Below are 26,911 nucleotides of genomic sequence, written 5' to 3'. Positions count from 1 at the left end.
ATGCGTCAAAACAGTTCGCTCAATTCCAGCCAGCGCAATTCCAGTTCTTCGAGCCGATTTGTGATGTCGGAGTATTTGGTCGATGCTTCTGTAAGCTTCTTTGGGTCGTCGTTTCCACTGTTCATGAATTCAAGCAATGCAGCTTTTTCTTTTTCAAGCAAAGCAATATCTGCTGTTAGTTTTTCGTATTCCTGTTTCTGTTTGAAGGTCGGCTTATTGGTAGTTGTCTTTGGTTTTACACTTTTCTCTTCTGGCTTCGCAGCTGCTTTTTCCAGGTTTTCTTCTTTCAGTTTCTGCAAACGATAGGCGCTGTAATTGGAATAACAATCCTTGACTTTACCATTACCATCAAACACAAAAATATGATCAGCAATTTTATCGAGAAATGCGCGATCGTGCGTGGCCACCAGCAAACAGCCCGGATAACCAATGAGAAATTCTTCGAGCACATTCAGCGTATCGATGTCCAGATCGTTCGTGGGCTCATCGAGAATGAGAAAATTTGGATTTTTTATCAGCGTAAGACACAGATGCAGCCTGCGTTTTTCGCCACCACTCAGATTCGAATAATAATTGTACTGCGTGTTGTGATCGAATCCAAAATATTGCAGAAACTGCGATGCAGAAACCGACGGCGCATTTCCCATCACAATTTCTTCAGCCACATCTTTCACAACTTCAATGACGCGTTTGCCTTCTTTTATTTCGGGATTCATCTGCGAGAAATATCCGAATACAATGGTCTGACCCGTTTTCAGGCTGCCCAAATCGGGATGTTCTTCCCCCATGATGATTTTAAACAGCGTGGTTTTTCCTGATCCGTTCGGGCCCACAACCCCAACACGTTCGCCTCGTTTGAAAATATGACTGAAATCATCAATCACTTTTCCAACCGGCTCATAAGATTTATGAATATTGTTGATTTCCAAAATGCTATTACCCATCCGGGTTTGCTTTACCTGAAATTCGGGTCGGGTGTCTTCAAGCCGGCGCTTGGCCTTGATTTCCAGTTCGTAAAAAGATTCAATACGTGACTTTGATTTATGAGTCCGGGCTTTCGGCATTCTACGCATCCACTCGAGTTCGGTGCGGTAAATGTTGCGTGCCTTTTCTGTTTCGAGTCGTTGAGCTGCTTCACGTTCAGACTTTTTCTCAATAAAATACGCATAGCCTCCATCGTATTGATACATGCTGCAGTTGTCGAGTTCGAAAATTTCGTCGCACACATTGTCGAGAAAATATCGGTCGTGCGTGACTACCAGCATCGACATTTTTTGCTTTTGCAGAAACTCCTCGAGCCACTCAATCATATCGATGTCGAGGTGGTTGGTGGGCTCATCAAGAATCACAAAGTGGGACTCATCAATAAGAACACGTGCCAGTGCGGCTTTTCGAATCTGACCGCCGGATAATGTTCCCATTTTGCGCGTCAGATCTCCGATACGGAGACGACTCAACACTTCTTTCACACGCGAATCGTAATCCCATGCTGCAAGAGCATCCATCTGCGAAGTAGCTTCACTTAGTTTGTGCTGGTTTGCCAAGGATGGATCGTGATTGACAAGCTCTACAGCCAGCTCATAATCACGTGTGGCTTTTACATACAAATTGTCTGACGTCAGTACTACATCGAGAATACTCAGCTCCGGATCGAACTGCGGTGCCTGTGGCAGATAGGCCACGCGAATATCGTTGCGCATGGTCACCGTGCCCGAATCAGGAATATCGAGCCCCATAATAATATTAAGAAGCGTACTCTTGCCCGTTCCGTTTCCAGCGATGAGAGCGACTTTCTGACCTTCGTCGATGCCAAAGGAAATATTTTGAAACAACAGCTTTTCGCCGTAGGACTTGGTCAGATTTTCAACGGAGAGATAATTCACTGAGAGATTTTTTGCAAAGGTAGTGAATCATGAACAAGGAACAAGGAAGTTTGAAGGAAGAAGGGACGACACATTCGTGAATCATGAACAAGGAACAAGGAAGTTTGAAGGATGAAGGGAAGACACATTCGTGAATCATGAACAAGGAACAAGGAAGTTTGAAGGATGAAGGAAATTCGAATTCGCCGCGGTGGATGATTTTTGAGGTCTTGAACTGGCGAAGCTTCAGATAGTAGGTGTATATCAGATTGAAAACGAATAGGATTCAAAACACAACAATACAAAAGATTAATAAGCCGAGAAAAATCAATAAAATCACTGTTTCACAAACATTCCTGAACTACTTGTGTCATTGGTTTTCATCGTTAATACATATGCTCCACTTTCGAATAGAGACACATCAATTATTGGTTTTTCATCAGTAAATTCCTGCTCAAAAACTACGCGACCGATCATGTCAGAAATGGTTACAGCAACGCCATCATGGATTATTCCGGTTTCAATGGAAATAAAATCGATAGCTGGGTTTGGAAAGACACGCAAAATTGATTGCGTTGTATTGAATATTGAAATTCCATCAGCAAATCCGGTTGAATCAATTTTTACAACAAGAATATTGGACCAGGCAGACTGAGGATAAGACCATGTATTTCCAATGGTAATATATCCGCCATCGTTTGTGGACATGATATTAAATCCCTGGTCATCGTCGAAACCACCAAAGTTGGAACTCCAATCCTGATTGAAAGCTGAATCTGTCTTTATCACATACAAGTCCAGTCCACCGTTTCCATAGCTTTCTGTTTGGCCTGTCATAATAAAACCATGGTCGGCACAAGCAGCAATTCCAAAGGATTTGTCATCCGACAAGCCACCGAAAACAGTGTCCTGCAGCAGTGTTCCGGCAGAATCGATCCGAACAAGATAGAAGTCCTGACTACCGCCACCGTAGCTGTTTGAATACCCTGAGAAAACGAAATCATGATTGACATCCTGCACAATACTCATTGCCCTTTCTGAACCATTGCCTCCGAAATGTTCGGCCCAGAGCTGATTTCCGGCAGAATCTGTTTCTATTATCCATGCATCGTCTGACACTGCGCCAAAATTAAAGGTGTATCCGGCCAATACATAACCATGGTCGCTTGTGCGTGCAAGCGAGTATACGCCGTCGTTTCCGGTGGCTCCGTAATATTTTGTCCAGACAGTATTTCCGGCCGCATCAGTTCTAATAAGCATGGCATCGGTACCTCCAGCGCCAAAGCTGGTGGTGCTTCCGCAAAGGATGAATCCGCTGTCGGGCAGCGTTTTTACGCAATACCCATATTCGGTGCCTGCACCTCCGAATGTTTTTTGCCATTGCTGATTACCGTTCGCATCGGTTTTCACCAGATATATATCGTATCCGCCAGCTCCGAAACTAGTAGTAAAGCCGCAGATAATATATCCGCCATCGGGCGTCTTATCAATGCTTTGTCCGAAATCGATGTCAGAACCCCCATACGTCTGCATCCATTCCTGATTGCCGAGCGAATCAATGCTGATGGCAATGGCACTGATGGCGCCGGAAGTGTAGCTTTCGGACTGGCCACATAAAATATATCCGCCACTGTTGTTATTACATACCGACATTCCAAAATCGGGACACAAATCACCATAATTCCTGATAAAGGTGGCCTGTTGGGCGGTTACAGAAACTGTAAAAGAAATAATGACAAATAGGAGAAGTACATGCTTATTCATAGGAATACAGTTTAATGATTAACAATTAGAAAAAACAAATTTGACCAAATATAAATATTTTCAACAAATTGAACAGAATTCGGTAAATTTAAATTAGTTTGCGGTAAAATAGATTATAAAATCATTTTTTTATTAGATTTGTAAAAAATCCCGCTATGAAATTCAAAGGCTTTTTATTTGCGACATTACTTTTTGTTTCATCATTGCTTCATGCTCAAACCGATGGCTCTGGCAGTAATGCCTCCATGAAAATGGGCTTGCATGGTGGTTTGAATCTAAGTAAATTTCAGACAGAACTCGACAGCACCGACGCCAGCGCGCGCATTGGCTGGCAAGGCGGACTCATGCTGCGTTACGGCGGCAATTTATTTATTGAGGGAAATCTCAATCTCGGTCAGAGTTCAGCCAACATGATGACTACTGATTCTCTCGGAACTGTAGAAACGACTGTCTATCGCACCTTCATGGCACTTCCCGTAATGGCAGGTTTGAAAATTTTCAGCAGCGAAGATGGCAGCAGCTCAGTCCGACTTATGGGCGGCATTGAATTTATGTCGATTCTGAAAACTGCCGTGAACGATTCTTTACTGAATATTGAAGCCGATGATTTCAAACCCTATTCGTTGGCAGCAGTCGGCGGCATCGGCATGGACCTCTGGTTTCTGCGATTCGATCTCGCATTGCGTTACGGACTGACACCCATGCTCAGCACCGATCCGGATTCAAAAATCGTAATGGGAACTTTTAACATCGGCGTCATTTTTTAAAAATCAAATACTATGAAATTCGAATTACCTCCTCTGCCCTGGGCAGCCGATGCACTTGAGCCTATTATCAGTGCAAAAACCATTGAGTTTCACTATGGCAAACATCATCAGGCCTATGTGAATAATCTGAACAATCTGTTACCCGGCTCACCTTTCGAAAAAGCGCCACTGGAGCAGATTGTAGTAGAAGCCGAAGGCGGTATTTTCAACAATGCAGCACAGGTGTGGAATCATACATTTTACTGGAACTGTCTTACGCCAAAAGGTGGCGGGCAACCCAGCGGAGACCTGATGGATGCTATTGTTCGCGACTTCGGATCGTTTGAAGAATTTCAGAAACAATTCACGCAGGCAGCTGCAACGCTGTTTGGAAGCGGCTGGGCATGGCTCAGTGCCGATGAAGACGGCAAGCTTGTCATTACTCAGGAATCCAACGCGGGCAACCCGATGCGCAAAGGTCTGGAGCCGCTGCTCACCTGCGATGTGTGGGAGCACGCCTATTATCTTGATAAGCAAAACCGGCGCCCCGACTACATTGCAGACTTCTGGAAGCTGGTGGACTGGGAAGCTGTGTCGGAAAGATATTAGTAAAAATTGCTGTCACACTGAGTGCTGAAGCGAAGCGAGGTGTATCGAAGTGCTGACAGCAAGCCGCTGCCTTTCTTCGATACATCCGCCAGCCATGTGCTGAGCCTGACGAAGCATGGCGGACACTCTGAATGACAGCGGCCAATAATGAACACATGAAACAGGAAACATTTTCCCTTCGGGGACAGGAATACATTCAGCTCGATCAGCTGATGAAACTGCTGGGCTGGGTTGAAAGCGGCTCAGTGGCTCACGAAGTGATTGATGAGGGAATGGTGAAAGTGGACGGTGAAACCGAGCTCAGAAGGCGAAGAAAACTGCGGGAAGGGATGATTGTGGAGTTTGAAAATTATCAGATTAAAATTGAATTGTAGAAAGCTACAACTTAAGTATGAAATTATTATTTGTACTTTTTCTTGCGTTGATATCATTGATGTGTCAGGCACAAAGGATCGATGCAATATACTTCAATGACAAAGGAGTTGATGCATACAACTCGGGGAAATACAATAAAGCTGACTCCCTCTTTAAACTCTCTGCCGAATTATTCCCCACTAGGGATGTTTATGTCAATCTGGCTCTAGTCAACAACAAACTAGGCGATCAGTGCGAATCGTGTAAATATCTGTATCTGGCTGGAATTTTTGGTGACACAACATCAATGAAAAGATACAATAAGTATTGCATTAAAATAGATACACTGAAATATGAAAATCACAACTATTATGTTGTTTATAAAAGACAAAGCTGTAATGAAGAAATAATTTTCACATTCTTCAAAAGATTACAGAGTGGAGCTGACAGTTGCGTCATTCTAGTTAATGACTCAACTTTGACAAACGATATTATTCTTTCGAAATCGTTTGAAATTGAAAAATACGTTGATACTTTAATACATTTCTCAGAGGATATATATACAATTACTGAAACCCAACCTGAATTTCCCGGCGGAGTAGATGCGCTCATGACGTTCCTCAAAAATAACATCAAATACCCGCTAGCTGCGAGAAATAATGAAATACAAGGCACCGTATATATCACATACATAATTGAGCCTGACGGGGAACTCTCCAATATTAAAGTTCTGAAAGGAATAGGCGGTGGCTGCGACGAAGAAGCCATCCGTGTAATAAGTTTAATGCCGGCATGGAAACCTGGAACACAAAGAGGCAAGCCGGTCAGGGCTTATTTCAATCTCCCAATCCAGTTTATATTAAATGATTAGCTTAGTATGAATAAATGAAGTGAACAGGAAACAAATACATTATGAAAACATCAATATCAATCATTCTCATCATTTCATCAGTTCTGTTTTCACCATACGGCCAAGCGCAAAATAAAAAAGCTGACAAGCTTTATGATAAAGGCGTAGAGGCTTACAATTCCGAAAATTACAGGGCTGCTGATTCCCTCTTTGGTCTATCAGCTAAAATTCAGCCGAACAGAGATGTATATTATAATCTGGCTATTGCGAAAAACAAGCTCGGTGATCAGTGCGGATCGTGCAAATATCTCGAACTGGCGAGCAATTTCGGAGATGATAAATCATATGAACTATTCAGAAAACACTGCATTATAAAAGATTCAATAGTTTTTGAAGACCCTGCATATTATTGCCTCACAGAACAGACTTTCTGTCGGGAAGACATCTCATTCAACTTCTACAAACGAGCTCGGAAAGGAGCTGACAGCATTGTTGTTTTAAAAAATGAGTCATTGCTGACAATGGAGTACATCTTGTCTACAAAGTTCATTATCGAAGAAAACATTGATACGGTTTTGTTTTCATTGAATGAAATTCAACCAGAATTTCCGGGCGGAGAATATGCCTTGTTTGAATTTCTTGCACGAAATATCAAATACCCAATATACGCAAGAGAAAACAACGTTCAGGGTACCGTTTTCTTAAGTTTTGTAGTGGAGCCGGATGGAAAAATAACCAACATCAGGGTTGTTCAGGGAATAGGCGGAGGCTGCGACGAAGAAGCTATTCGTGTTGTAAGCATTATGCCCTCATGGAAGCCTGGAATGCAACTCAACAAACCGGTCAGAGTTCAGTTTACTCTCCCGATTCGGTTCATGATAGGTGGATGACAGACTGATATTCTTTCAGAAAAATTATTTCTTCACCTCATACGAATGCATAATCGCTTCCAGCTGCATGAGCAGGTCGCGTTTATCCATGCTTGGATAATAGACATATCCTTCGAGCGTAACCACTTTGTTGGCTTTTTTGTCATGGAAGGTATAGCTCAGAAATGGGCCGCCCATGAAGTCTCCAACCGTTTTCCAGAGCCCTCGGGTTTCGATGGCACGGGTGTCGGCAAAAGGCACATTGCGCATAACCGGTTCAGCAATGGTATCGGTTGACATGTAAGAGCCAGGCAACTCACCCGGAATATTTTGCTTGGCAATCATATTGCGATATGCAATTATCTGTGTAGGATTAAACTGAGCGCTGTCGGTGAATTCACGAGTATAAATCAGAATAGCCTGCGAGTACTTTGGTGCTTCGAGTCGGAGCCATGCAAAACCATCGTTTGATTTGGCAACGTAATAGCTTTCGGGAACTACAAGACTAAAACCGAATTGCTTTTCAATTTTCTCACAGAGAGCAATGTTCTTTGTACTGCGGAAAGCCAGAATCAGACGCTTCCGCTCAACATCATGAAGCATTTCAATAATTGAGTTAGCCCGCTCATTAAGCAGCAGGATTGCTTCGGAATCGCTTTTGGCATGCAGGTCAATGATAAGCTGCGGCGAAGAAAACACGTCGCGTCGGGCAATCAGCTGGTTTTTCTTCACGGTATCACTTACGAAAACCCGAATGGTTTTTCGGTTGCGCTCAAACAAGCCCTTGTAATCCTGATGCTGAATCTGCATTGGCTCAAACAATGGCTCGGCCTGATTCAGCCCTTCCTGCTCGGCCAGCAGAATTGATTTCACGGCAGCACCTACCGATGTTTCCCATTGCTGATTGGGTATAACAACAAGTACTTCGGCAACAGTTCCATTAGAAGGAGGCAATCCGGATTCTGTTTCATTGAAACAAGATGTCATCAGTGTTGCAATAACACCGATAGAAAAAACTAAAAAAATTCTTTTCATAATTCTCAGCTGTTTTTGTGGATTTTGAGTTTCTGGCCAACCCATAAATTATCTGATTTCAGATTGTTGGCTTTTCTGATTGCATCCACGCTAACCCCATTTGCATTGGCAATCTTCCATAATGTATCACCGCTTTTTACAGTGTAATACACTGTGCTCAGACTCCCGTTGCTGGTGTTCGATATATTGTTGCTGTTGTTCGCTGTTTTTCCGTAAACAAGCAGTTTCTGCCCCGGATATATTACCGTAGAAGAAAGATTGTTCCACGCCTGTATACTGCTGCTGCTGGTACTATACATTGATGCGATGGTTCCCAGTGTTTCACCACTTTTCACTGTATGATAATTTTTCGTACCAGAAGTATTGGTTGTTGTATTGTTGCTGGTTGTTGAATTATTGGTTGTAGTATTCACAGGATTTGTTCTGACAGTAGTGCTAACTGAATTGTTGGCAATGAGCGCACTGTCGGCCTTTGCAACCTTGTGAATGCTGTCATACATCAGTGGTTCTTTCTCAACAAAGGCCAGAACATATTTCTGCGGCAGGCGAATCGCGCAGGGGTTGTTTTTCGTAGCCGGAATGATTTTCTTGATATACTGAGGATTCAAAAAAACCATTTCCGCCTCATCGATTCCAACAAAAGAAGTAAAGTAATGAAACGACATTGTTTCGGTGACCGACACAGTATCAAGCTCCCAGTCCATAAACTGTGGGCGCTGAATGCTAATGTTGTGTTCGGCGTAATAGGTGATCACATAGCTGGCAGCAATAAAAGCCGGCACATAGGCCTGCGTTTCTTTTGGCAGCAAATGCTTTATTTTCCAGTAATTTGTTTCTCCTCCGGCACGCTTGATGGCGCGGTTTATATTTCCGGGGCCCGCATTATAAGCGGCAAGAACCAAAGCCCAGTCGTGATAGATGGCATACAAGTCCTGCATATGATGAGCGGCTGCTTCGGTTGCTTTCGCAGGATCGTAGCGGTCATCAACATAAGAAGTCACATTCAGATCATACAACAATCCGGTCTTATACATAAACTGCCACAAGCCCGCAGCTCCGGCCCACGATTTGGCGGTGGGATTTAGCGCTGATTCAACAATGGCCAGATGCTTCATTTCGAGAGGTACGCCGTATTTATCAAAAGCCTGTTCAAAAACCGGATAATACAACAACGACAAACCAACGAGACGACCAATAAAATAGCGTTTTGAAATATAGAAATCAATCCATTTTTTCACCTCTGGATTGTAACGGTATTCGAATGGTGAAGCAACGTCCATGGCTTTTACCCTGGCGGCTACCATGCTATCAGTATACTCAGGGACGAAATTCGCCGGATAATTATATTTGTTTTTTTCCGGAAAAAAATTGTCGCTGTTGTAGAATTTCTCACGGGTCATTTCGTCGAAAATCTTTGCAATCTCCGTGTTTTCAACGTTGATGGCCGTATCAGCCGGCTGAGACATAGCTGCAAGCACAGGTGACAGGAACAGCAATATTAAAATCAGGTGTTTCATCGGCGACCTTTCTTTTGTTTTAAAACACTAAAGTAGGAAAAATTATTAATATAACTAACGCATCCGGTCATGTTTTTATTAAATGCGAATAGTTAATTTCGGCATATCATGCGATAAATATCTACACATAGCCTTTAAAACATCAGTGTTTACAAGGCTTCCAGAATATCGCTGCCGCAACCTCAATCCTTGTGAAATTTAACATTTAATATCCGGTTTTTTATATATTTACCGAATAAAATCAATTGATATGTCTGATTTATTACAGGATTACAAGGAGTATTACCGCGTCAGAGCGGAACGATTCGCGGGCAATCCCAATTACAAAAACAGCTATGAAGCAGAAAAAAACCTGAGCGAAGCCATGCAAGGTTGTAATGAGCTGGAAGAATTCAGGGGCCGTCTGGGGAATCTCAATCAGCTATGTGCTGTTGCCCTGACGAAAGACAAAAACATCATGGAAAAGGCAATTTGTCAGGAATTGATTGAACCCATACGTGGTGCAATACCAGAACGGATCCTTGAAAAAGCTGATCAATTCACGGAGGTTTTTAACCTGATTAACATGGTTAATGAAGAGAATACCCGCGGTATGCGTGAAATTTCGCTCGACGAAGCCAACCGGGTGTTCCATTATTGCTGGATGCTGCTTGATCGCATTGAAGCCTATTCTGAAGCAGTTGTGCCATCATCCTATCAGACCGACATGAAAAAAAGTGCTCAGTATTTTGCCGACAGAATAAAAGAACTTATCAGAGAAACAGAGCAACAAATGCAAATGCTCGATCCTGCATGGAAACACAATCCTGATGTAGTGAAAGAATTCCGTCACCGGAGACTACTGCCATATAAAGACGAACAGATCGACGAACAGATTTTGAAATACAAAACCATCGCGAACATTTAAAAAAACTGCTATGCCACTTGACCCAATGATGAGCGATGCCCTGCTTGGAACTTTTAAAAACATGGTGCAGGAATGTCGCGACAAAAACATGAGCGGAGATTATTTCGAGAAGATGTGTGAACACTACAACCGCCTCGAAGAGCTCACGCGCACCCACGACGATGTGATGGCTTTCAACATGCAGGTGATGAAAGAGGACATTTATATAAAAATAAGCGATTGTTACAGCCGCCTGCTGAGTGCTCAGGCGCAGGAACAACAAAAAGAAATCGGCTACGACGATTCGGCATTGCTAACGCAAAATCTGAATGCATTGCGCGATGCAATTAAACGCATCGAAGATGAGAAAGCAAGGGTGATAGAAGAAGCCAGAAACTACGACCCGAAAAAAGCGATGAAGGACACGCTTGATTTTGCTCACCGCAACGAAGGGAAAAAGAACGGGCTGGCCAAAGGCGCATTTGCAGGCAGCGGCGGTCTGGATCTGGTGAAAAAAGAAGGTGAAAAAAATATTGACGCAGAGCTCAATGTCCGGCCAAATGCGTATAACAGCGATGTTGAAATTGACACACTTTTCAAAACAGAGCTTTATACAAAACCAATAGATGACATGATAAAACTGGGCGAAGAGCCCGGAATGACCTATCCACGATATCTGAGAATACAGATAGAAAAAGGTTTGGATAAAGCCATGGAAGGAACCATTGCTGCGCGCGAAGGCATGTTGTTTTTACTTGGAATGACCGAAGCATTGCCTGCAAGTCCGCACCACATTGAATGCGAAAAACAAAAGCTGGAATTATTTGACCGTTTGGCGGCAGCATCAACCATTCATGTTCCCAACAGCGATGAATTAAATTTTGGAATCCGCAGGATTGATCACCGGTTTGAGTCCATGAAAATTGAATGGGACGAAATTAAAAGCAGATGGGAAGACATGATTTATGACTTATATATCTGGAGTCTTTCCTATTGTCCTTTTGCCCCCCAGGTTCAGCCCTGGTCGCTTTCTGAAAATCCCCGCGAAGCCGTCATCCGGACGCAAAAAACACAGCCCGGTCTTTTTAAACAACACGAGAAATTATTTCAAAAATACTTCGGACTTGGTTTTTTAGACATTTTTAAACACCCGACTTTTGAATGGCAGGTGCGCCATAAATTTATTGGAGAGTCGCAGGAGTTTACGGAATTTCTGATTGAAAAAATATACCCCGTCTGCATTCCGCTTCAGGACATGCCTTCAGAATTAATACCGGAGCGTTCTGCTATGTTCAAAAACAACAAAGAAATGAACCCCGATCTCGACAAAACCATATTGCCAATGGTAGAATACTATAATTCTGTTTTTGGAGAAGGTCGCTGGCAATCGAAATATCAGATGCCGGAAAAATCAAAATCAACAGCTGCGGCGTGGAACTGGGGAGAATTCAGATATAAGATTTGAGATTTTTGATTTTTGAAGGAAAGGGCGAAATGAACATCGAACACTGAATCATGAACATTGAAGTTCGAAGTGAAGGCTGAATTATGAATTAAGCTTCTTCGGATATCACGCAAAGCTCACTGATCACTGCTACAAAGCGACATTGTCTGAACTACAACGCATTCATGTGTTCCAGAAAAATTTTCAAGCCGATTCCGATCAGAATCAGTCCGCCAAGAATTTGAATTTTCGGGCCCAAAAATCCGGCTGCTTTTTTACCGATAAGCATTCCGATCATAGCGGTAACACCCGTGAAAAGGCCAATTACAGGCGCAGCAATCCAGATGTTTGTATTGGTAAAGGCCAGGGGAATTCCAACGGCAAAAGCATCGATGCTGGTTGCAAATGCGAGCGTAAAAATGAGCTTCATGCTGCTGATATCCATCGGGTCTTTTTCTTCTTTGCTAAATGATTCAATAATCATTTTTCCTCCCACGATGGTCAGCAGCACAAGGGCCACCCAATGATCTACCGGTGCTATATATTGTTCGAGCGACATGCCGCCAAGCCATCCCAATGCAGGCATTATTCCCTGAAACACAGCCATAATAAATGCTATGCGAACAGCCTGTCCGAACCGGACTTTACGATCATTAATTCCGATGGAAATGCTGATTGCCAGCGTATCGAAGCATAAACCGATGCTCAAAAGTACAAGCCACATTACATTCATGCTTCAAAATTAGTATTTTTGACGTTGCTTAAACAAAATCCCTTTGTTTGAATCTAACTCAAAAAATCACCTTATGAGAAACTTGTTTTTTATACTTCTGACAGTGACCACCGTTGGGCTATTTGCTCAAAACCATTCCGTAACCAATTACACAAGTTCGAATAGTGCACTCAGCAGCAACAATATTACATCTTTAAAAGCAGATAATAGCGGAAACATGTGGATTGGAACCGCGGCAAACGGAATGTCAAAATTCAGCGGTGGCAACTGGACAAACCTGACCACCACCGAAGGTTTGATTGGCAACAATGTCAAAGGCATTGATGTGGATGGACTTGGCAATGTCTGGATTGCAACAACGGCAGGTCTTTCAAAATACAACGGCACCACATTTACCAACTATACTACGGCACAAGGACTGCCAACCAATGACCTGCGCTGTGTTTACGCAGATGCAGCCAACAACATCTGGATTGGTAATTCGGCCGGAGTAAGCAAATACAATGGCGTCAGTTTCACCAACTACACAACAACAGACGGGCTTCAACACAATACTGTTCTTGCAATTACCCAAGATCTTTCAGGCAACATGTGGTTCGGAACCGCAACTGGTGTCAGTAAATTTTCCGGCACAGTCTGGACAAGCCACACCAGCCTTAACGGTTTTAACACCAACGGAGATCAGGTTCAGTCTGCAACCACCGATGCCGACGGAAACATCTGGGTTGGATCACTCCCGAGCATGGGCATCGGAGGTGGATTGTACAAATGGAACGGAACAATATGGACGGCCTATTCAACGACAGACGGTCTTGCGCATAACGATGTCAGAGGAATTGTATCAGATGCTAAAAGCCGCATGTGGATTGCCACCAGTGGTAACGGAACCAGCCATTTTCGCAATGGAGTGTTCACAACTTACGGAACCTCCGCCGGGCTTGTTTCAGCTACACAAACCAGTGCAATAATTGACTCCGACGGATTCGTTTGGATTGGCACTGCAGGCGGAGTTTCAAAAATTCAGACCATCGTTTTCCAAAGTCAAAGTACCACTCCAGCCCATTGTGGAAACAATGACGGTTCTTTAACGCTGAATGTCGGAACCATCAACGGACCGGTTTACTTCAGCTATGATAATGGTGCGACATACACTACCAGCAATACTTTGCAGAATCTTGCCGCAGGGAATTATCCGATTAGATATACCGACAGTTCAATTCTGATTTCAGCTGGGCTCGACATATTGGTGAGCACTGAAGCCATGAATGCCATAAGTGCTACCAGTTACAATCTCTGCAACGGCGCTTCCATGCAGCCAGGCGTCAACACAGCGTTTACAAATTGTCTGTGGAGTCCGGCTGGCGTTGTATCCAACGCAACCGATCCAAATCCATCTATTTCACCTTCTACAAACATGTGGGTATCTCTTACTTATACAGACACTAATGGATGTGTTGGCGAAGACTCCATTCAGTTTTTCATTATGCCGGTGCCCAATGTTTTTGTAAATATCACCAATGACTCTGTGTTCACCTCACCGCTGATTTTCAGCCATTATCAGTGGTTTCTTTATGGAGATACTATTCCCGGTGCAACAGGACAATCATATACTGCAACTCAGCCCGGCACTTATATGCTTTGCGCCAATAATACAGGCCAATGCACAGGTTGCTCCACTCCAATCAATTATCAGAATATAGGTTTTGACGAAACAAGTGACTGGGCGAAAGTTTTTGCAAACGATGGAAATCTGCACTGGATGTTGCCTGCAGAAAATAGTCTGATCAGCATTTATTCATCGGATGGTCGGCTTATACAGCAATTCTATACAACAGATAAAAACGGCACTTCTGTTTTGCAGGAAAATGCAAAAGGTGTTATTCTGATAGAAGTTCAGAGCGGCGATAAATGCGCATGGATAAAAGCGTTTGCAAGATAGGCGCAAATTGTTTTCTAAAAAAAAGGCCCGCAAAATTGCGAGCCTTTTTTTTAATTAGAAATTTTTAAAAATTTGCCCGGAGCGACAAAATAAAATTACGTCCCGGCGCAACAATACCAGAGCTATATGGACGATAGCGCTGATCTGTAATATTCTCCAATCCAGCGCTAACAGCAAAAGTAGTATTCAGCTGATACATCGCTTTAAAATTGACGGTGTACCATGCAGGTGAATATGTATTTCCGTTATCATCTATAGCATAGATTTCGGTTTTCCCTTTTTCCTCTTCGGGAAGATTTTCATACGAAACTTCGGCGCAATAATTCGCATATAACTGCAAATCGAGTTTGCCGGAATGATAGGCCAGTCTTGTCACACCAAAACGCGGTGCTGCGTGACGCGACGGACTTGTAGTGCCATCATCCAGTTCCTCTTCGCCTACCTGAAAATTATAATCCGTTTCAAAACCAAAGCCATTCGGGAGCTTGATTTCAACGCCTGCCTGCACACCGTAAACATTGGCTACCGCGGCATTCTGTATGGCCTGCACCTGGCTTAATTCGCCATTGTACAAAATACTGTCAAGTCCATTTAATTGAAAATCGCGACGGACCATTGCATTTTGCAGAATCGTGTAGTAGCCGGTGGTATAAACTTTCAGAAATTCTCCAAAAACTTTCGACACACCAAGATCGGCATTATATGCGTATTCCGCCTCCAGATCAGGATTGGGAACAATGACTGAGCCCGGTTCGGAGTCAAACACTTTTCCCATATCATCGACATTTGGTGCACGGAAAGCGCTTGCAATATTTGCAGTAACCACCCATTTGTCTGATGGACGCAACACAAATCCAACACTACCGGTAACCGCACCCTTATTGAGTTGCGTGGTGGTGTACGGGAAAGGATAAAAGGTAGTATCAAAAGTTGCATCCAGTTGATACATGCTGTATCTGAAACCTCCCTGCAACATGAATTTGTCAGAAAACTTATGCTGATCTGTCAGATAAACTCCATAGGAAGCCCAAACTGACTGCGGATAACGGGTAGGTCCATCCTGTACAATACTGGTTTCGATATTTTCATCAAAGCCAATTGAAGTCACATCATTCCAGACCATTTCAGCACCATAAAACAAAGTATTCTTCTTTCCGATGCCTTTGTTGAAATCGAGATTTGCAGAATACGCCTCCACTTTTTCAATTCTTGTTTCTCTGGTTGGCTTGTTTATATCTCGGCTGATGCGGCTTTCCTCGAAATGTTGCTGAGCAATTCTCAGCGACAACTGATCAAACACTTTATTTTTTTTGTTGTACGAAACACTGAGATTATTCATCATCCATTTCTGAGGGCCATAGTTCCATTCAGCATAGCGCGGCAAACCGTTCTTGTACCGTATAAGCCTGTCGTAGCGCGAATATTCAGAGGTTTCGGAATAATGAAAACCATACTGAATGTCCCATTTTTCATTGGGCGAAAAGCGAACTTTCTGCATCATGTTCATTTGTGAAAACCCTGTCGGTGTTTGCACCCTCGGATCATTGTTGGTCATGATGCGGTCCACACTGTCCTGGCGCTGCACATAATATGGCTGCAGATATTCATCCGGGCCATGGCTTCCCATCTTCAGGTCACCATAATCAAACGTGCTGATGCTGGTGAGCATCGCCCATTTTTTCCAGCCAACATTCACGTCGAAATGACCGGTCTTTTCATTATTTGCTGAAGAATAACGCATCACAGCTTTTCCGCTGGTGTAGGGCTGATTGGTCATCGAAAGCTTGGGCGTCAGCGTTTGAAAACTCATCACGCCCCCGATGGCATCGCTTCCATAAATAACTGAACCTGGCCCGAAAAAGACTTCGGTATTTTCAACAGCAAAAGGATCGAGCGAAATTACATTCTGAATATTGCCTGAACGGAAAATAGCCGTATTCATGCGAACTCCATCGACCGTGTACAACAAGCGGTTGGTCGCAAAGCCGCGTATCATGGGGCTTCCGCCACCCTGCTGACTTTTTTGGATAAACACTTTTCCCGATGAGCCCAGCAAATCGGCGGCTGTTTGCGGATTCTGCAACGCAATCGATTTGGGCGAAATTGAAACAATCGATGACGGAACACCCGATGAAACCTGATTCCAGCGGGTAGCTGATACAACAACACCATCGATGTTGATGCCCGTTTGTGTCATCGTAACAACAAAACCAGCCGCTTCAATCTGAGCGTAGCTCATGGTTTCGGTTTTATATCCGAGGATACGGATTTCAATTTTCTCCACTCCTTTAAACGCTCTGATATCAGCTTGACCATCTGGATTGGTTACAGCAAAGGCATGGGGCTGAGCGCTTGTGAGCGTAACCAGGTCGAGTGGCAACCCGGACAGACGGTCTTTGACTGTGACCACCTGAGCCTGCAGACACGACATTAGTAATATGCCTGCAAAAAACAATACAATTTTGTTCATTATTCTTTCTGATTTGATTAATAAAGAAATTATTCCGGAAAGGCAGAAATGTGCCTCCGGACAAAATGCAATAACAGAATCAAATCAAGCGAGGAGGCGGGCTTTCAGCTTCAGCTAAATAATCGTAATTTTTGTCTGCGACAGGAAGAAATTCAAAATCACATGTGTTCCTGAATGGAAAGGATATTTCATTTACACCAGAGATGAAAGTAAAAATTCCCGAGAATTGATGAAGCAGCATGGCGAGCGGGCTTTGATCGTTTTCGCGGGCCGATTTTTCGAATTGCGCTACAAGATGTTTTTCGTTCGAGTCGCGGTAAGCATACAGAAAAATGCTGTCGCTGCTTACCTTCATGTTTTTTACATCGAAGAATTCCCCAAGAAAAATAATTTCATCGTCCTTATCTGCGACTCTGATAAAAGGAAGCCCATGACGAAAATCTTTTTTTGAAAACGCAAGGACCTCAGCATTTTCTGCGGCCATTTCGCGGAGTGATTGTTTGGCCTGATTACGCAAATGAAAGCGATAGGTTTTATATAGCAGATATTGTCCGCCAACCACTGAAAGCAGAAAGAAAATCAGAATAAACGATACCTTGATTGTCTTCACTCAAAAATAATGAGGGTTCAAATGTAGAAAAAAAAGAGGAGCTGTATTAAGCTCCTCTTTTTTTTTAGGAAAACAATTATTCCTTTAATGATTATTTCTCCGGATAAGTAGAAATGTCAGGATTTTCATCCAAATACTGTTGCTGTTCAGGAGTGAGTTCTATACCTGCACGACTTTTCTTTTCAATAGCCACTTTGCAATTGGGTGAAGAACATTCAGTAGCCGGTTCCTTATGCTCATTGTTGCTTGTTGGCTGCCAGCCCCAGACAATCAGAAGAACAAAGAATCCAACAATGTAAGCCAACATTACATGCCAGCCTTTGCGCAGCCACAGCATAACGTTGCGACCTTCGGGGAATTTGTTGGTAATGGCAACACCAGCCGAAGAGCCGAACCAGATCATTGAACCACCAAATCCAACAGCATAGGCAAGCATACCCCAATCGTAATGGCCCTGATCGAGACAGAGTTTTGTCAAAGGAATATTGTCGAATACTGCCGAAATAAATCCAAGAATAAATGCGGTACTCCAATGAGCTTCGGGAAGGGTGTCAACCGGCATCATCGAGGCACAGAGAACAAGTGAAAGCAGAAAAATCGAACCTTTGATAGAGCCAGAAACCTCGCCCCATGGCACTTTGCAGAAAATCATTCCAATAACCAAAGCCACCCACACTCCCAGCCAGGGCATATCGAACATTACATTGGTTGTGATTGCTCCGGCCAGAATCATTAGTACGGTAAACAGATTGCCATATTTGATTTTTGTACCTTCCGACGAGCTTTTCATAATTGGCTGATATTTGTGCTGCTGATGTGCGGCAAACCAGGCAATAATGATAAGAGCAGTTCCAGCAGCAATAAATGCATGAAGAACTTCAACAAAATTTACGCCGTCAATCCACATCATGGTGGTGGTTGTATCACCAATGACAGAGCCAGCACCCCCGGCATTCGAGGCAGCAACAATAGCAGCAAGATAACCAATGTGTACTTTTTTATTAAACACGACCAGGGCAATGGTGCCCCCAATCAGAGCCGCAGCAATATTATCAAGGAATGATGAAAGAAAAAATATCATAACCAACAACATGAACGGACCCATGAAATTGTTGGGGAGAATATTCGGAAGTCTATCTGGCACGCCTGATTCTTCAAACAGTTTTGCAAGCACGGCAAATCCAAGCAGAAGACCAAGCAGATTCAACATAATTCCCCATTCACCAACACGGGATTCCTTGTTTGTGATTTGCTCCAAAAATGGATTGGTTTCCTGATTTCCGATGAAATGTTCAAAGAAATTAAAACCGGAGTCCATGATTAATTTGTAACCCAGAATGACTGCAAGCCCCGTCAGTGCTACATAAAAAGTGTGGTCATGAAAAATGGCAACACAGAGAAGGGTTGCAGCAAACAGGAAAAACTCGATGCGGATACCGCCAATATTAGGCATGTCAGCCGATGATGAGCCTCCACCTGACGCAAAAGAAAAAACGGGCACCATTAAAAGCAACATGGTTGCAAGAATACCGACCAGTGTTTTTCCAGTAAACGGTTTGCTTTCGCTTTTTGGTAAATTAAAAAGGTTCATAATCCTCATTTTAAATTGACACAGAGAAAAGTTGTTTCAGTCTGCAAAATTAGATGCAGATTTTAAGCAAAACAGCTTCAAAATAAATCTTTATAAAATCCTTATACACTCAGATGCAACCAAAATGATAAACAGCTTTGCTTTTGTATCTTTGCATTTCAAATTGGCCTGGCATGCGCACATTTACGAAAATGCAGTTGTGGAAACAATTCACATTGAGTGTTTCGATAATCATTATTGTCTCAATAATCTGCTACTTTCTGAGTGGTTGGGTTGGATACAAAAGCATTGCGTTGATACTTCTTTTTACGGTTTCCATACTTTCAATGGTTTTCACAGTATGGCCAGTGCTGGTTTCTGCAGTGATAAGTGTTTTTATTTGGGATTTCTTTTTCATTCCTCCATTTCTTTCATTTCATCCGATAACAACCGAAGACGGGCTCATGCTTAGCATGTATTTTCTTGTTGTTTTGCTTAATGGTATTTTCACTTCTCAAATTCGCCGAATTGAAAAACAGGCTATGCTTAAAGAGGAAAAACTTAAACGACTTGGCTTTTACAACACCTTATTCAGATCAATTTCACATGAACTGAGAACACCTATCACCACCATCATTGGTGTTAGCGAAAATATTTTAAACCCCGACACCAACATCACTGATACAGAAAGGATCGAGTTAAATCGCGAAGTGTTAACTGCAGGAGAGCGGCTGAATCAGTTAGTGGAAAACCTGTTGAATATGTCGCGCATTGAATCAGGATTTCTTAGGGCTAACAAAACATGGTGTGATGTGACCGAGCTTGTTTATACTGCAATAAACCGAATACCTGAAAATTTCAGCCATAGAAATATCAACGTAGTGCTTCCTAAAAAAATGCTTTTAGTCAAACTTGATTTCGGTTTAATCGAACAGGCCCTTTATAATGTTATTCATAATGCTGTATTACACACCCCGGACAAATCCATGGTAGAGGTGACAGCTGATTTTAGCAACAAGCTTCTCAAAATAACCGTTGAAGATGATGGCCCGGGATTCAATTTTACGAATATTGATTTGCAAAAAAACGACATTGTCCAGAAAAACAAAAATGAAGGTCTTGGCCTGGGATTATCCATAGTAAATGGATTTTTGACCATGCATGGTGGCACTCTGAACCTTTCAAACAATGCAAATGGAGGAGCCAGTGTACAATTGAATATTCCTGTTGAAACAACAGAATGGAGGGAAAATGATGATGAATAAGCCATGTATTCTGGTTGTTGATGATGAAATCCAGATTCGAAGGCTGTTAAAGCTAACACTATACAGCGCTGGTTATTCCGTTATTGAAGCTTCTACAGGAAAAGAAGGAATTCAACTGGCCTCAAGCAGACCTCCAGATTTGATTTTGCTCGACCTGGGTCTGCCTGACTCAGACGGAAAGGATGTTTTGAAAGGACTCCGTGAATGGTTCTTTTCGCCAGTAATTATATTGTCGGGTCGCGATTCTGAAAATGAAATAGTGTCGGCACTTGACTTAGGCGCCAACGATTATCTTGTTAAACCATTTAGAACAGGCGAACTTCTGGCGCGCATCCGCAATTTGCTGCGGCAGGTCGCAAAAAAAGATCAAAACCATATAATTCAAGCAGCCGATCTTTTTATTGATTTAGCAAACAGAATAGTGAAAAAAAACAACGAGCCGGTTAAACTTACAGCAACAGAATATTCTCTTTTGACGCTCTTGGCGAGCAATCGCAACAAGGTATTGACACATCAATTTATTTTAAAACAGATCTGGGGACCTACCTATGCAGAACAATCACAATATTTGCGCGTTTTTGTAGGGCAAATCCGCAAAAAAATTGAAGACGACCCCAATCATCCGAAAATTCTAATTACTGAGCCCTCAATTGGTTATCGGTTTGTTCAGAAATTTTGATAATCATCGCTCACAAATGAACCAAAAAAAAGAGGCTGAAAATTTCAGCCTCTTTTTTTTAAACAACTTTTTATTATCCTATCAGCATATGCTCCAGCACATAAACACCGATACCGGCCAAATACCCCAGCAATGCAAGCCAGGAAATATGTTTCATATACCAGATGAAATCAATTTTTTCAAGCCCCATGGCGGCAACACCTGCAGCAGAGCCAATGATGAGCATACTGCCACCGGTTCCTGCCGTATAGGCAAGATATTCCCAAAACAAGCCATCCTGCACAAAATTGGCCAGATAGCCCGTTGCACCGGGTTCGGCTATTGGGTACATACCCATGGCGCCGGCAACAAGCGGAACATTATCAACCACAGCCGAAAGAACTCCGATTGCACCACCAATCAAATAAACATCGCCTAAAGAATCGTCGAGTGCCTGCGCCAAAACACTTAACTGACCAGCAGATTGCAATGCGGCAACCGCAGACAAAATTCCAAGGAAGAAGAGCACGGTCGGAACATCAACTTTTGTTAGGATGGTAGCTACACTGAGCTTGTCTTCTTTTGGTTTTTTCAAATGCAGAATTTCGGTAATCATCCAGATGATGGCCAAACTGAGCAGCATGCCCATATACGGAGGTAAATGCGTAATGGTTTTAAAAACCGGAACAAACAACAATCCACCTACTCCTAGCGCCAACATTAAATTTCGTTCGAAAGATGTTGTTTTCGATTTTTTGCTTTCATCAATTTTAGGTCTTGTTACGTTCCCTTTCATGGTGAAACTAAGCAAGCTAAGCGGAATAACCATACAAACAAGGCTGGGAAGGAAAACACCAACAATAATGCTGACTGTTGTTACCTGTCCGCCAATCCAGAGCATAATGGTTGTGACATCGCCGATGGGCGACCATGCACCGCCGGCATTTGCAGCCAGAACAACCATGCTGGCATAGAACCAACGGGTGTGTTTATCACCAATTAGTTTTCGCAACAGGGCTACCATCACAATGGTTGTTGTGAGGTTGTCAAGCATAGCTGAAAGGAAAAAAGTAATAAAACTGATAATCCAGAGCAGTTTTACTTTATGAGTGGTTTTGATTCGGTCGGTAATTACTTTAAAACCTTCGTGCTGATCGGTGATTTCAACAATCGTCATTGCACCGAGTAGGAAGAAAAGAATTTCGCTTATTTCACCCAGATGCTCAATGATCTGATTGTGAACAATAAAATGCTGCATGCCTTCAACTGTATTGGCATCGGGGTTTGCAGCAAAATAGTCGTTCCATGCAGTGCTTGCACCACTGGAAAAAATATCGAATGCGCCTGAGATGTAAACGACCCAGGTTAAAGAACCAATCAAAAGGGCAGAAGCGGCTTTGTCAATTTTAAGAGGGTGTTCAAGTGCGATGGCAAGATAACCAAGCACGAACACAATGACCATTAGTAAAAACATGTCCATAACGAGCAGAGTTTAAATTTGGCGCAAAAGTATGAAAAGCATTTTAAATGAGATCAATTAAGAATGCTTTAAAATTACGCTTCTTCACCTGATTTAAATCATCCAAAAAACCATTTGGCTCAGAACGGATAACCAATACCAAAGCTCAGGGTGGTTCCATTGAAAGGCTTATCAAATCCAACCCACGTTTCACCTGCTGGTGATGAAGGATCTCTTAATGGGAAGGAAGCATCAATTCTGAATATAAAAAAATCGAAATCAAGGCGGAGGCCGAACCCTGTGCCGACACCAAATTGCTTATAAAATGAATTCAATTTAAATTCGCCTCCCGGAAACTCATCGCTGGCATTTTTGAGCCACACATTGCCAGCGTCGACAAACAAGGCTCCATTGAACCAGCTGATTATTGGAAAACGGTATTCGAAATTCAGCACCAGACTTATGTCACCGGTCCGGTCAAACTCAAAATCGGCTGTATCGGAATAAGTACCTGGCCCCAGGGAACGGAATTTCCATGCCCGGATATCGTTGGAGCCGGAGGCGGAATAGCTTTTTTCGAAAGGCAACAGGCTGCTGTTTCCATATGGCAAGCCAATGCCAAAAAACGCACGGCTCACAAACATAGTCTCATTCAGCCAGGGTTTGTAATAGCGAACATCAATATCCAGCTTGACATATTGTGAATAATTGATGCCGAGTACCCGGAAAATTTCGCCCTGACGCCAGCTATTGAAGCCATTTCCCATCCACAACGTTACCCCGGCCTGCTCAAACGTAATTTTCTTATACGTAAAAGGTTTGTTTTTCCGAAGGGCCTGATTGCTTGAGACCATTGTGAAGCCAAATCCAGGAATAAAGTGATCCTCGTAGCTGTAACGGATGGTTCTCGAAAACTGCGAAATTCGCTCTGCAAACAATGAATCCGGCAAAATGCGCACAAGATTGATCGGCAAATAAAACTGCATTACCGTTGTTGCCGACTCTTTCCACTCCAGCGATGCCTTGAGGTGACTGATATACCGCTCGTAATTGGGCCTCAGCTGATAGCTAAAGCCAGTTGTGTACTTCAGCATCGGATGGCTGCTCTGTGTAAACCAACGACTGTTTACGGGAGTTGTCAGGCCAACTTCTGAGCTGATTTCGGCTGAGTTGAAAGGGAGCCCGTTGATGACATCATTTTCCTCCTCAAAAATTGTCTTCTGAAACTCAAGACCTCCCTTGAATTTAAAATTGAACTGCTCGGCACCTCTGAACAAATTTCTGTTTTTATACACCAGATTGCCGGCTGTGCCAAGATTTCCGGAGGAGTTGGTACCTTCGACCTCAACATTAATTGCCTGCACGGGCGACAAGCTAAGTTCGACAATGGCATCGAGGGGCACAGGCTGACCATGACTGATCGCGGCTGTGTCGGGTACAAAGCGGATATTAATGTATTTGAAAATGTTCAGACTGCTAAGTTCAGCCTGTGTTTTGTTGGCATTATTCAGATTGAAATAATTACCGGTGCGAATGAATATTTTTCGGGCAATAACCTTTGGTTTCACCCGCATACGATCCTGGAAAAGAAAATATATCGTATCAGTTTCTGTTTTGTTGCGCAGGTGTTTTACAAATGCCAGCGTGTCATAAACCATTTTCCCTTCGTCGGTGACTGAAAAATCCGGAAAGACGGAAATTTTCCGGACCTTGTATTTCCGGTGATTGTAAAACGCAGTTGAATCCTTAGTCTGTACAAACGGACGATTGATAATCACTTTTATATTGAGCTGATTGGTGCCGAGGCCCGAATCTACTTCGTAGCGAATATAAGACTGACTGAAGGCAAAATATCCAAGATTTTTCAAATCATCATTGATGCGGATACGTTCACTTTCCAGCACATCTTCGTTGTATATTTCTCCAGTCTGAATGAGTGAGTTTTTCTTTTCGGAAATCAGATAGGAACTGATGTTTGGATCGGCCGATACAAAATCAATGTTTTTAATAGTGAAAGGAATGCCAGCTAAAATGCGGTATTCAACTTTTTTTGCTTTGTTTTTCTTTCTGTTGTATACAACGGTATCTTGTATTTCAGCATTGAAAAATCCATGTTTTTTGCAATACAATTCCATCTGCAAAACGCTTTGCCGGGTGAGGCCGGAATCGAGAAAAACAGGTTCTTCGCCAACCGTATTCATAAGCCAGCTGCGCATTCCGCGTTTTGCTTTTTCAAGCTCTTTCTGCTCGTTGATGTATTTATTCGGATGTCTGCTTTTTTTTCTCTGGATTTTCTTTTTTATTCTGGCTTCTTTTTTTGCCGTGCGATCCTTCATCGATTCACCCAGGTTGTAAACGCCTGTATGGAGCCGCATGCCTACAAACCGACGATTTTCGTGCTGCCTGATCAGGCCGTCAAGATCATAATAATCCAAGGCGTTGTTATCGATAATCAATTTTGTGTCAGCCAGCAAGATTTTACCCGGATGACGGCGCGTGGTGCTGCAGCCTTCGAGCATCAGCACCAAGGGCAGCACCGCAATCAGGCAATATGTCAACAACCGGCTATTCATATCGCAGCGATTCGATGGGATCAAGTTTCGCCGCTCTGTTTGCGGGTATGATTCCGGAAAGAATTCCAACGGCAAGCGTGAGCGTAAAACCCAGAATAATCCATCCCCACGGAACAATAAAATTGCTGTCGAGAAAAATACTGATAACATTGCCGGCAAGCACACCCAGAAAAATTCCAAGTAGTCCGCCCATTTGGCCTACCACTATGCTTTCAATCAAAAACTGGTTCCGGATGGCCACACTCGTGGCACCCATTGCTTTTCGAACGCCAATTTCGCGCGTCCGTTCCGACACACTAACAAGCATTATATTCATTAATCCGATAGATGCACCCATGAGTGTAATAAGACCAATAAGCGTTGCCGCCAGGGTCACATAGCGCAAATTTTCGAGCAACATATTAACCATGCTGTCGCTTTTCCGGATTTCGAAATTGTCGGACTGCCCGACATTAAGTTTACGAATAGTTCTGAATATGCCTGTAGCCTCTCCTGTTGCAGCATCCAGCAATTTTGTATCTGTCGGCATCACATTGATTCTGAACGAAACATCTGAGCTGCTGAAATAGCGACGCACGGTTGTAACGGGCACCAGACATGAATTATCGCCGGAAAAACCAAAACTGCTGCCTTTGGTTTTCATGACTCCAACAACTACAAAGCGGACCGGACCTACCGAAATCTGCTTGCCAACCGGGTTTTCGCCCGTCGGGAATAAAATTTCCGCCACGTCGCTGCCAATCACGGTTACATTTCGGCCCATATTCACTTCGTGCCGCGAAAAACCACGTCCTTTTTCAATTTCCTGGCCACTGGTGACCATATAATTTTCATCAATTCCCATTACGCCAACGTTGGGATTTGATTTTTCGAGATTGTACCTGACGGTCGCAGTACCAGATGCGTGCGTATAAATAGACACTACCGCAGGAAACTGATATCTGTCTTTGAAAGCAGTTGCCTGATCCCACGAAATATCTTCAAATTCCACCCGGTCGTTATGATCTCCACCCGGACCTCCGCGCATCTGAGTATCAACAATAGTGAAAGTGTTGCTCCCCATACGGGTGAAATTTTCACTGAGCGAAAACTTAATGGACTCGATGGCTGTTAAAATGCTGATGAGCGCCATGATTCCGAAGGCAATAATAAGCACAGTGAGAATGGTCCTCAGCAAATGGCTTCGTACCGATCGAACAGCAATATTAAAGCTTTCGCCTATTATTTTTAGATTCATCTACACAATATTAAGCCAGGCCAGTGTACCAAAAATGAAAGCCCAGGAAACAACCGATACACAAAAGTAAACAAATATATACTTTGTATTCCTGAACCACCGCCGGACAATGAACGCAGTGAGAGGAATCGAAAGTATTGCCGGGCCAAAAATCATCAGCATCGGAAACCCCAATTTTCGTAAACGCACTTGTCTGCGGTACCTTTTAATCCAGCCAGTCCTGGGTGTTTTTACGCCTCTCTGAAACAATCGGTTGAAAACCAAAATGATTTCCGCCGAAAAACAGTAAAACACAATAAAACCAATAATGCCACCCAGCGCAAGACACAAAGAAATTTCCCAGTAATTAAAGCCGCTTGCCACCGCAACAGGTCCTGCAAACAGAAACTTGTAGGTGCTGATGGCAACAACGTAGAGATATTCGTAAAACCTGTTTGTGAGAAACAGTATGTTTAACATAT

The 26,911-nt window shown here is 43.1% G+C and carries 22 protein-coding genes; 10 read left to right on the top strand and 12 right to left on the bottom strand.

Going from position 1 to position 26,911, the window contains the following annotated elements; genetic code table 11:
- Positions 1 to 5: 5 nt before the first annotated feature.
- Together A2W93_10510 and A2W93_10505 are read right to left on the bottom strand one after the other, a co-directional pair.
- Positions 6 to 1,883, bottom strand: coding sequence for an ABC transporter (locus A2W93_10510; GenBank protein OFY52950.1), 1,878 nt, complete (start codon positions 1,881 to 1,883; stop codon positions 6 to 8).
- A gap of 315 nt (positions 1,884 to 2,198) precedes the next feature.
- Positions 2,199 to 3,626 carry a hypothetical protein gene (locus tag A2W93_10505; GenBank protein OFY52949.1) on the bottom strand — a complete coding sequence of 476 codons (1,428 nt, stop codon included), beginning with the start codon at positions 3,624 to 3,626 and terminating at the stop codon, positions 2,199 to 2,201.
- Positions 3,627 to 3,781: 155 nt separating this feature from the next.
- Between A2W93_10505 and A2W93_10500 the strand changes: the two genes are divergently transcribed.
- The 5 genes from A2W93_10500 to A2W93_10480 all read left to right on the top strand — a co-directional run bounded on the left by A2W93_10500 (position 3,782) and on the right by A2W93_10480 (position 7,075).
- The gene (locus tag A2W93_10500) at positions 3,782 to 4,393 is read left to right on the top strand and encodes a hypothetical protein (GenBank protein OFY52948.1); all 612 of its coding nucleotides are present in this window, start codon (positions 3,782 to 3,784) and stop codon (positions 4,391 to 4,393) included.
- A 12-nt stretch (positions 4,394 to 4,405) separates the two neighbouring features.
- Positions 4,406 to 4,981, top strand: coding sequence for a superoxide dismutase (locus tag A2W93_10495; GenBank protein ID OFY52947.1), 576 nt, complete (start codon positions 4,406 to 4,408; stop codon positions 4,979 to 4,981).
- A gap of 155 nt (positions 4,982 to 5,136) precedes the next feature.
- Positions 5,137 to 5,355 (top strand): hypothetical protein, encoded by a 219-nt coding sequence (locus A2W93_10490; GenBank protein OFY53005.1) that lies wholly within the window; start codon positions 5,137 to 5,139, stop codon positions 5,353 to 5,355.
- 59 nt (positions 5,356 to 5,414) lie between these two features.
- Positions 5,415 to 6,206, top strand: coding sequence for a hypothetical protein (locus A2W93_10485; GenBank protein OFY52946.1), 792 nt, complete (start codon positions 5,415 to 5,417; stop codon positions 6,204 to 6,206).
- 41 nt (positions 6,207 to 6,247) lie between these two features.
- Positions 6,248 to 7,075 (top strand): hypothetical protein, encoded by an 828-nt coding sequence (locus A2W93_10480; GenBank protein ID OFY52945.1) that lies wholly within the window; start codon positions 6,248 to 6,250, stop codon positions 7,073 to 7,075.
- Between the two features lie 24 nt (positions 7,076 to 7,099).
- Here A2W93_10480 and A2W93_10475 read toward each other — a convergent pair whose 3' ends face one another.
- Complete coding sequence (locus A2W93_10475) at positions 7,100 to 8,134, bottom strand: hypothetical protein (protein ID OFY52944.1); 1,035 nt, start codon at positions 8,132 to 8,134, stop codon at positions 7,100 to 7,102.
- Positions 8,095 to 9,606 carry a hypothetical protein gene (locus A2W93_10470; GenBank protein OFY52943.1) on the bottom strand — a complete coding sequence of 504 codons (1,512 nt, stop codon included), beginning with the start codon at positions 9,604 to 9,606 and terminating at the stop codon, positions 8,095 to 8,097. The genes A2W93_10475 and A2W93_10470 overlap by 40 nt, the downstream gene beginning before the upstream one ends.
- A gap of 250 nt (positions 9,607 to 9,856) precedes the next feature.
- On the opposite strand from A2W93_10470, the gene A2W93_10465 reads away from it, so the two are divergent.
- Both A2W93_10465 and A2W93_10460 read left to right on the top strand, forming a co-directional pair.
- Positions 9,857 to 10,513, top strand: coding sequence for a hypothetical protein (locus A2W93_10465; GenBank protein ID OFY52942.1), 657 nt, complete (start codon positions 9,857 to 9,859; stop codon positions 10,511 to 10,513).
- Between the two features lie 28 nt (positions 10,514 to 10,541).
- Positions 10,542 to 11,957, top strand: a complete 1,416-nt coding sequence (locus A2W93_10460; protein OFY52941.1) for a hypothetical protein — start codon at positions 10,542 to 10,544, stop codon at positions 11,955 to 11,957.
- A gap of 151 nt (positions 11,958 to 12,108) precedes the next feature.
- Here the strand turns inward: A2W93_10460 and A2W93_10455 are convergent, their stop codons facing one another.
- Entirely contained in the window at positions 12,109 to 12,669 is a 561-nt protein-coding gene (locus A2W93_10455; protein ID OFY52940.1) for a hypothetical protein, read from the bottom strand.
- Positions 12,670 to 12,742: 73 nt separating this feature from the next.
- Between A2W93_10455 and A2W93_10450 the strand changes: the two genes are divergently transcribed.
- Positions 12,743 to 14,608 (top strand): hypothetical protein, encoded by a 1,866-nt coding sequence (locus tag A2W93_10450; GenBank protein OFY52939.1) that lies wholly within the window; start codon positions 12,743 to 12,745, stop codon positions 14,606 to 14,608.
- A 64-nt stretch (positions 14,609 to 14,672) separates the two neighbouring features.
- Here the strand turns inward: A2W93_10450 and A2W93_10445 are convergent, their stop codons facing one another.
- From A2W93_10445 to A2W93_10435, 3 genes are all read right to left on the bottom strand, one after another.
- The gene (locus A2W93_10445) at positions 14,673 to 17,078 is read right to left on the bottom strand and encodes a TonB-dependent receptor (GenBank protein OFY52938.1); all 2,406 of its coding nucleotides are present in this window, start codon (positions 17,076 to 17,078) and stop codon (positions 14,673 to 14,675) included.
- Positions 17,079 to 17,157: 79 nt separating this feature from the next.
- Complete coding sequence (locus A2W93_10440) at positions 17,158 to 17,688, bottom strand: hypothetical protein (protein ID OFY52937.1); 531 nt, start codon at positions 17,686 to 17,688, stop codon at positions 17,158 to 17,160.
- A gap of 91 nt (positions 17,689 to 17,779) precedes the next feature.
- A complete protein-coding gene (locus A2W93_10435; protein ID OFY52936.1) occupies positions 17,780 to 19,288 on the bottom strand; it encodes a hypothetical protein in 1,509 nt (502 codons plus the stop codon).
- Positions 19,289 to 19,452: 164 nt separating this feature from the next.
- On the opposite strand from A2W93_10435, the gene A2W93_10430 reads away from it, so the two are divergent.
- Entirely contained in the window at positions 19,453 to 20,523 is a 1,071-nt protein-coding gene (locus tag A2W93_10430) for a hypothetical protein (GenBank protein OFY52935.1), read from the top strand.
- Positions 20,516 to 21,202, top strand: coding sequence for a DNA-binding response regulator (locus A2W93_10425; GenBank protein OFY53004.1), 687 nt, complete (start codon positions 20,516 to 20,518; stop codon positions 21,200 to 21,202). Before A2W93_10430 ends, A2W93_10425 begins: the two co-directional genes overlap by 8 nt.
- Before the next feature lie 73 nt (positions 21,203 to 21,275).
- On the opposite strand, the gene A2W93_10420 is transcribed toward A2W93_10425, so the two are convergent.
- From A2W93_10420 to A2W93_10405, 4 genes are all read right to left on the bottom strand, one after another.
- Positions 21,276 to 22,655 (bottom strand): sodium:proton antiporter, encoded by a 1,380-nt coding sequence (locus tag A2W93_10420; protein ID OFY53003.1) that lies wholly within the window; start codon positions 22,653 to 22,655, stop codon positions 21,276 to 21,278.
- 125 nt (positions 22,656 to 22,780) lie between these two features.
- Positions 22,781 to 25,213: a hypothetical protein gene (locus tag A2W93_10415; protein OFY52934.1), complete on the bottom strand. Its 2,433-nt coding sequence runs from the start codon at positions 25,211 to 25,213 to the stop codon at positions 22,781 to 22,783.
- Positions 25,206 to 26,450 carry a hypothetical protein gene (locus A2W93_10410; protein OFY52933.1) on the bottom strand — a complete coding sequence of 415 codons (1,245 nt, stop codon included), beginning with the start codon at positions 26,448 to 26,450 and terminating at the stop codon, positions 25,206 to 25,208. The genes A2W93_10415 and A2W93_10410 overlap by 8 nt, the downstream gene beginning before the upstream one ends.
- Positions 26,451 to 26,909: a hypothetical protein gene (locus A2W93_10405; GenBank protein ID OFY52932.1), complete on the bottom strand. Its 459-nt coding sequence runs from the start codon at positions 26,907 to 26,909 to the stop codon at positions 26,451 to 26,453.
- Between the last annotated feature and the right edge of the window lie 2 nt (positions 26,910 to 26,911).

This window comes from Bacteroidetes bacterium GWF2_43_63 (assembly GCA_001769275.1).
Taxonomy (GTDB): domain Bacteria; phylum Bacteroidota; class Bacteroidia; order Bacteroidales; family DTU049; genus GWF2-43-63.
Note: the sequence above shows the minus strand (reverse complement) of the source record. Positions and strands in the feature narration are given on the sequence as shown.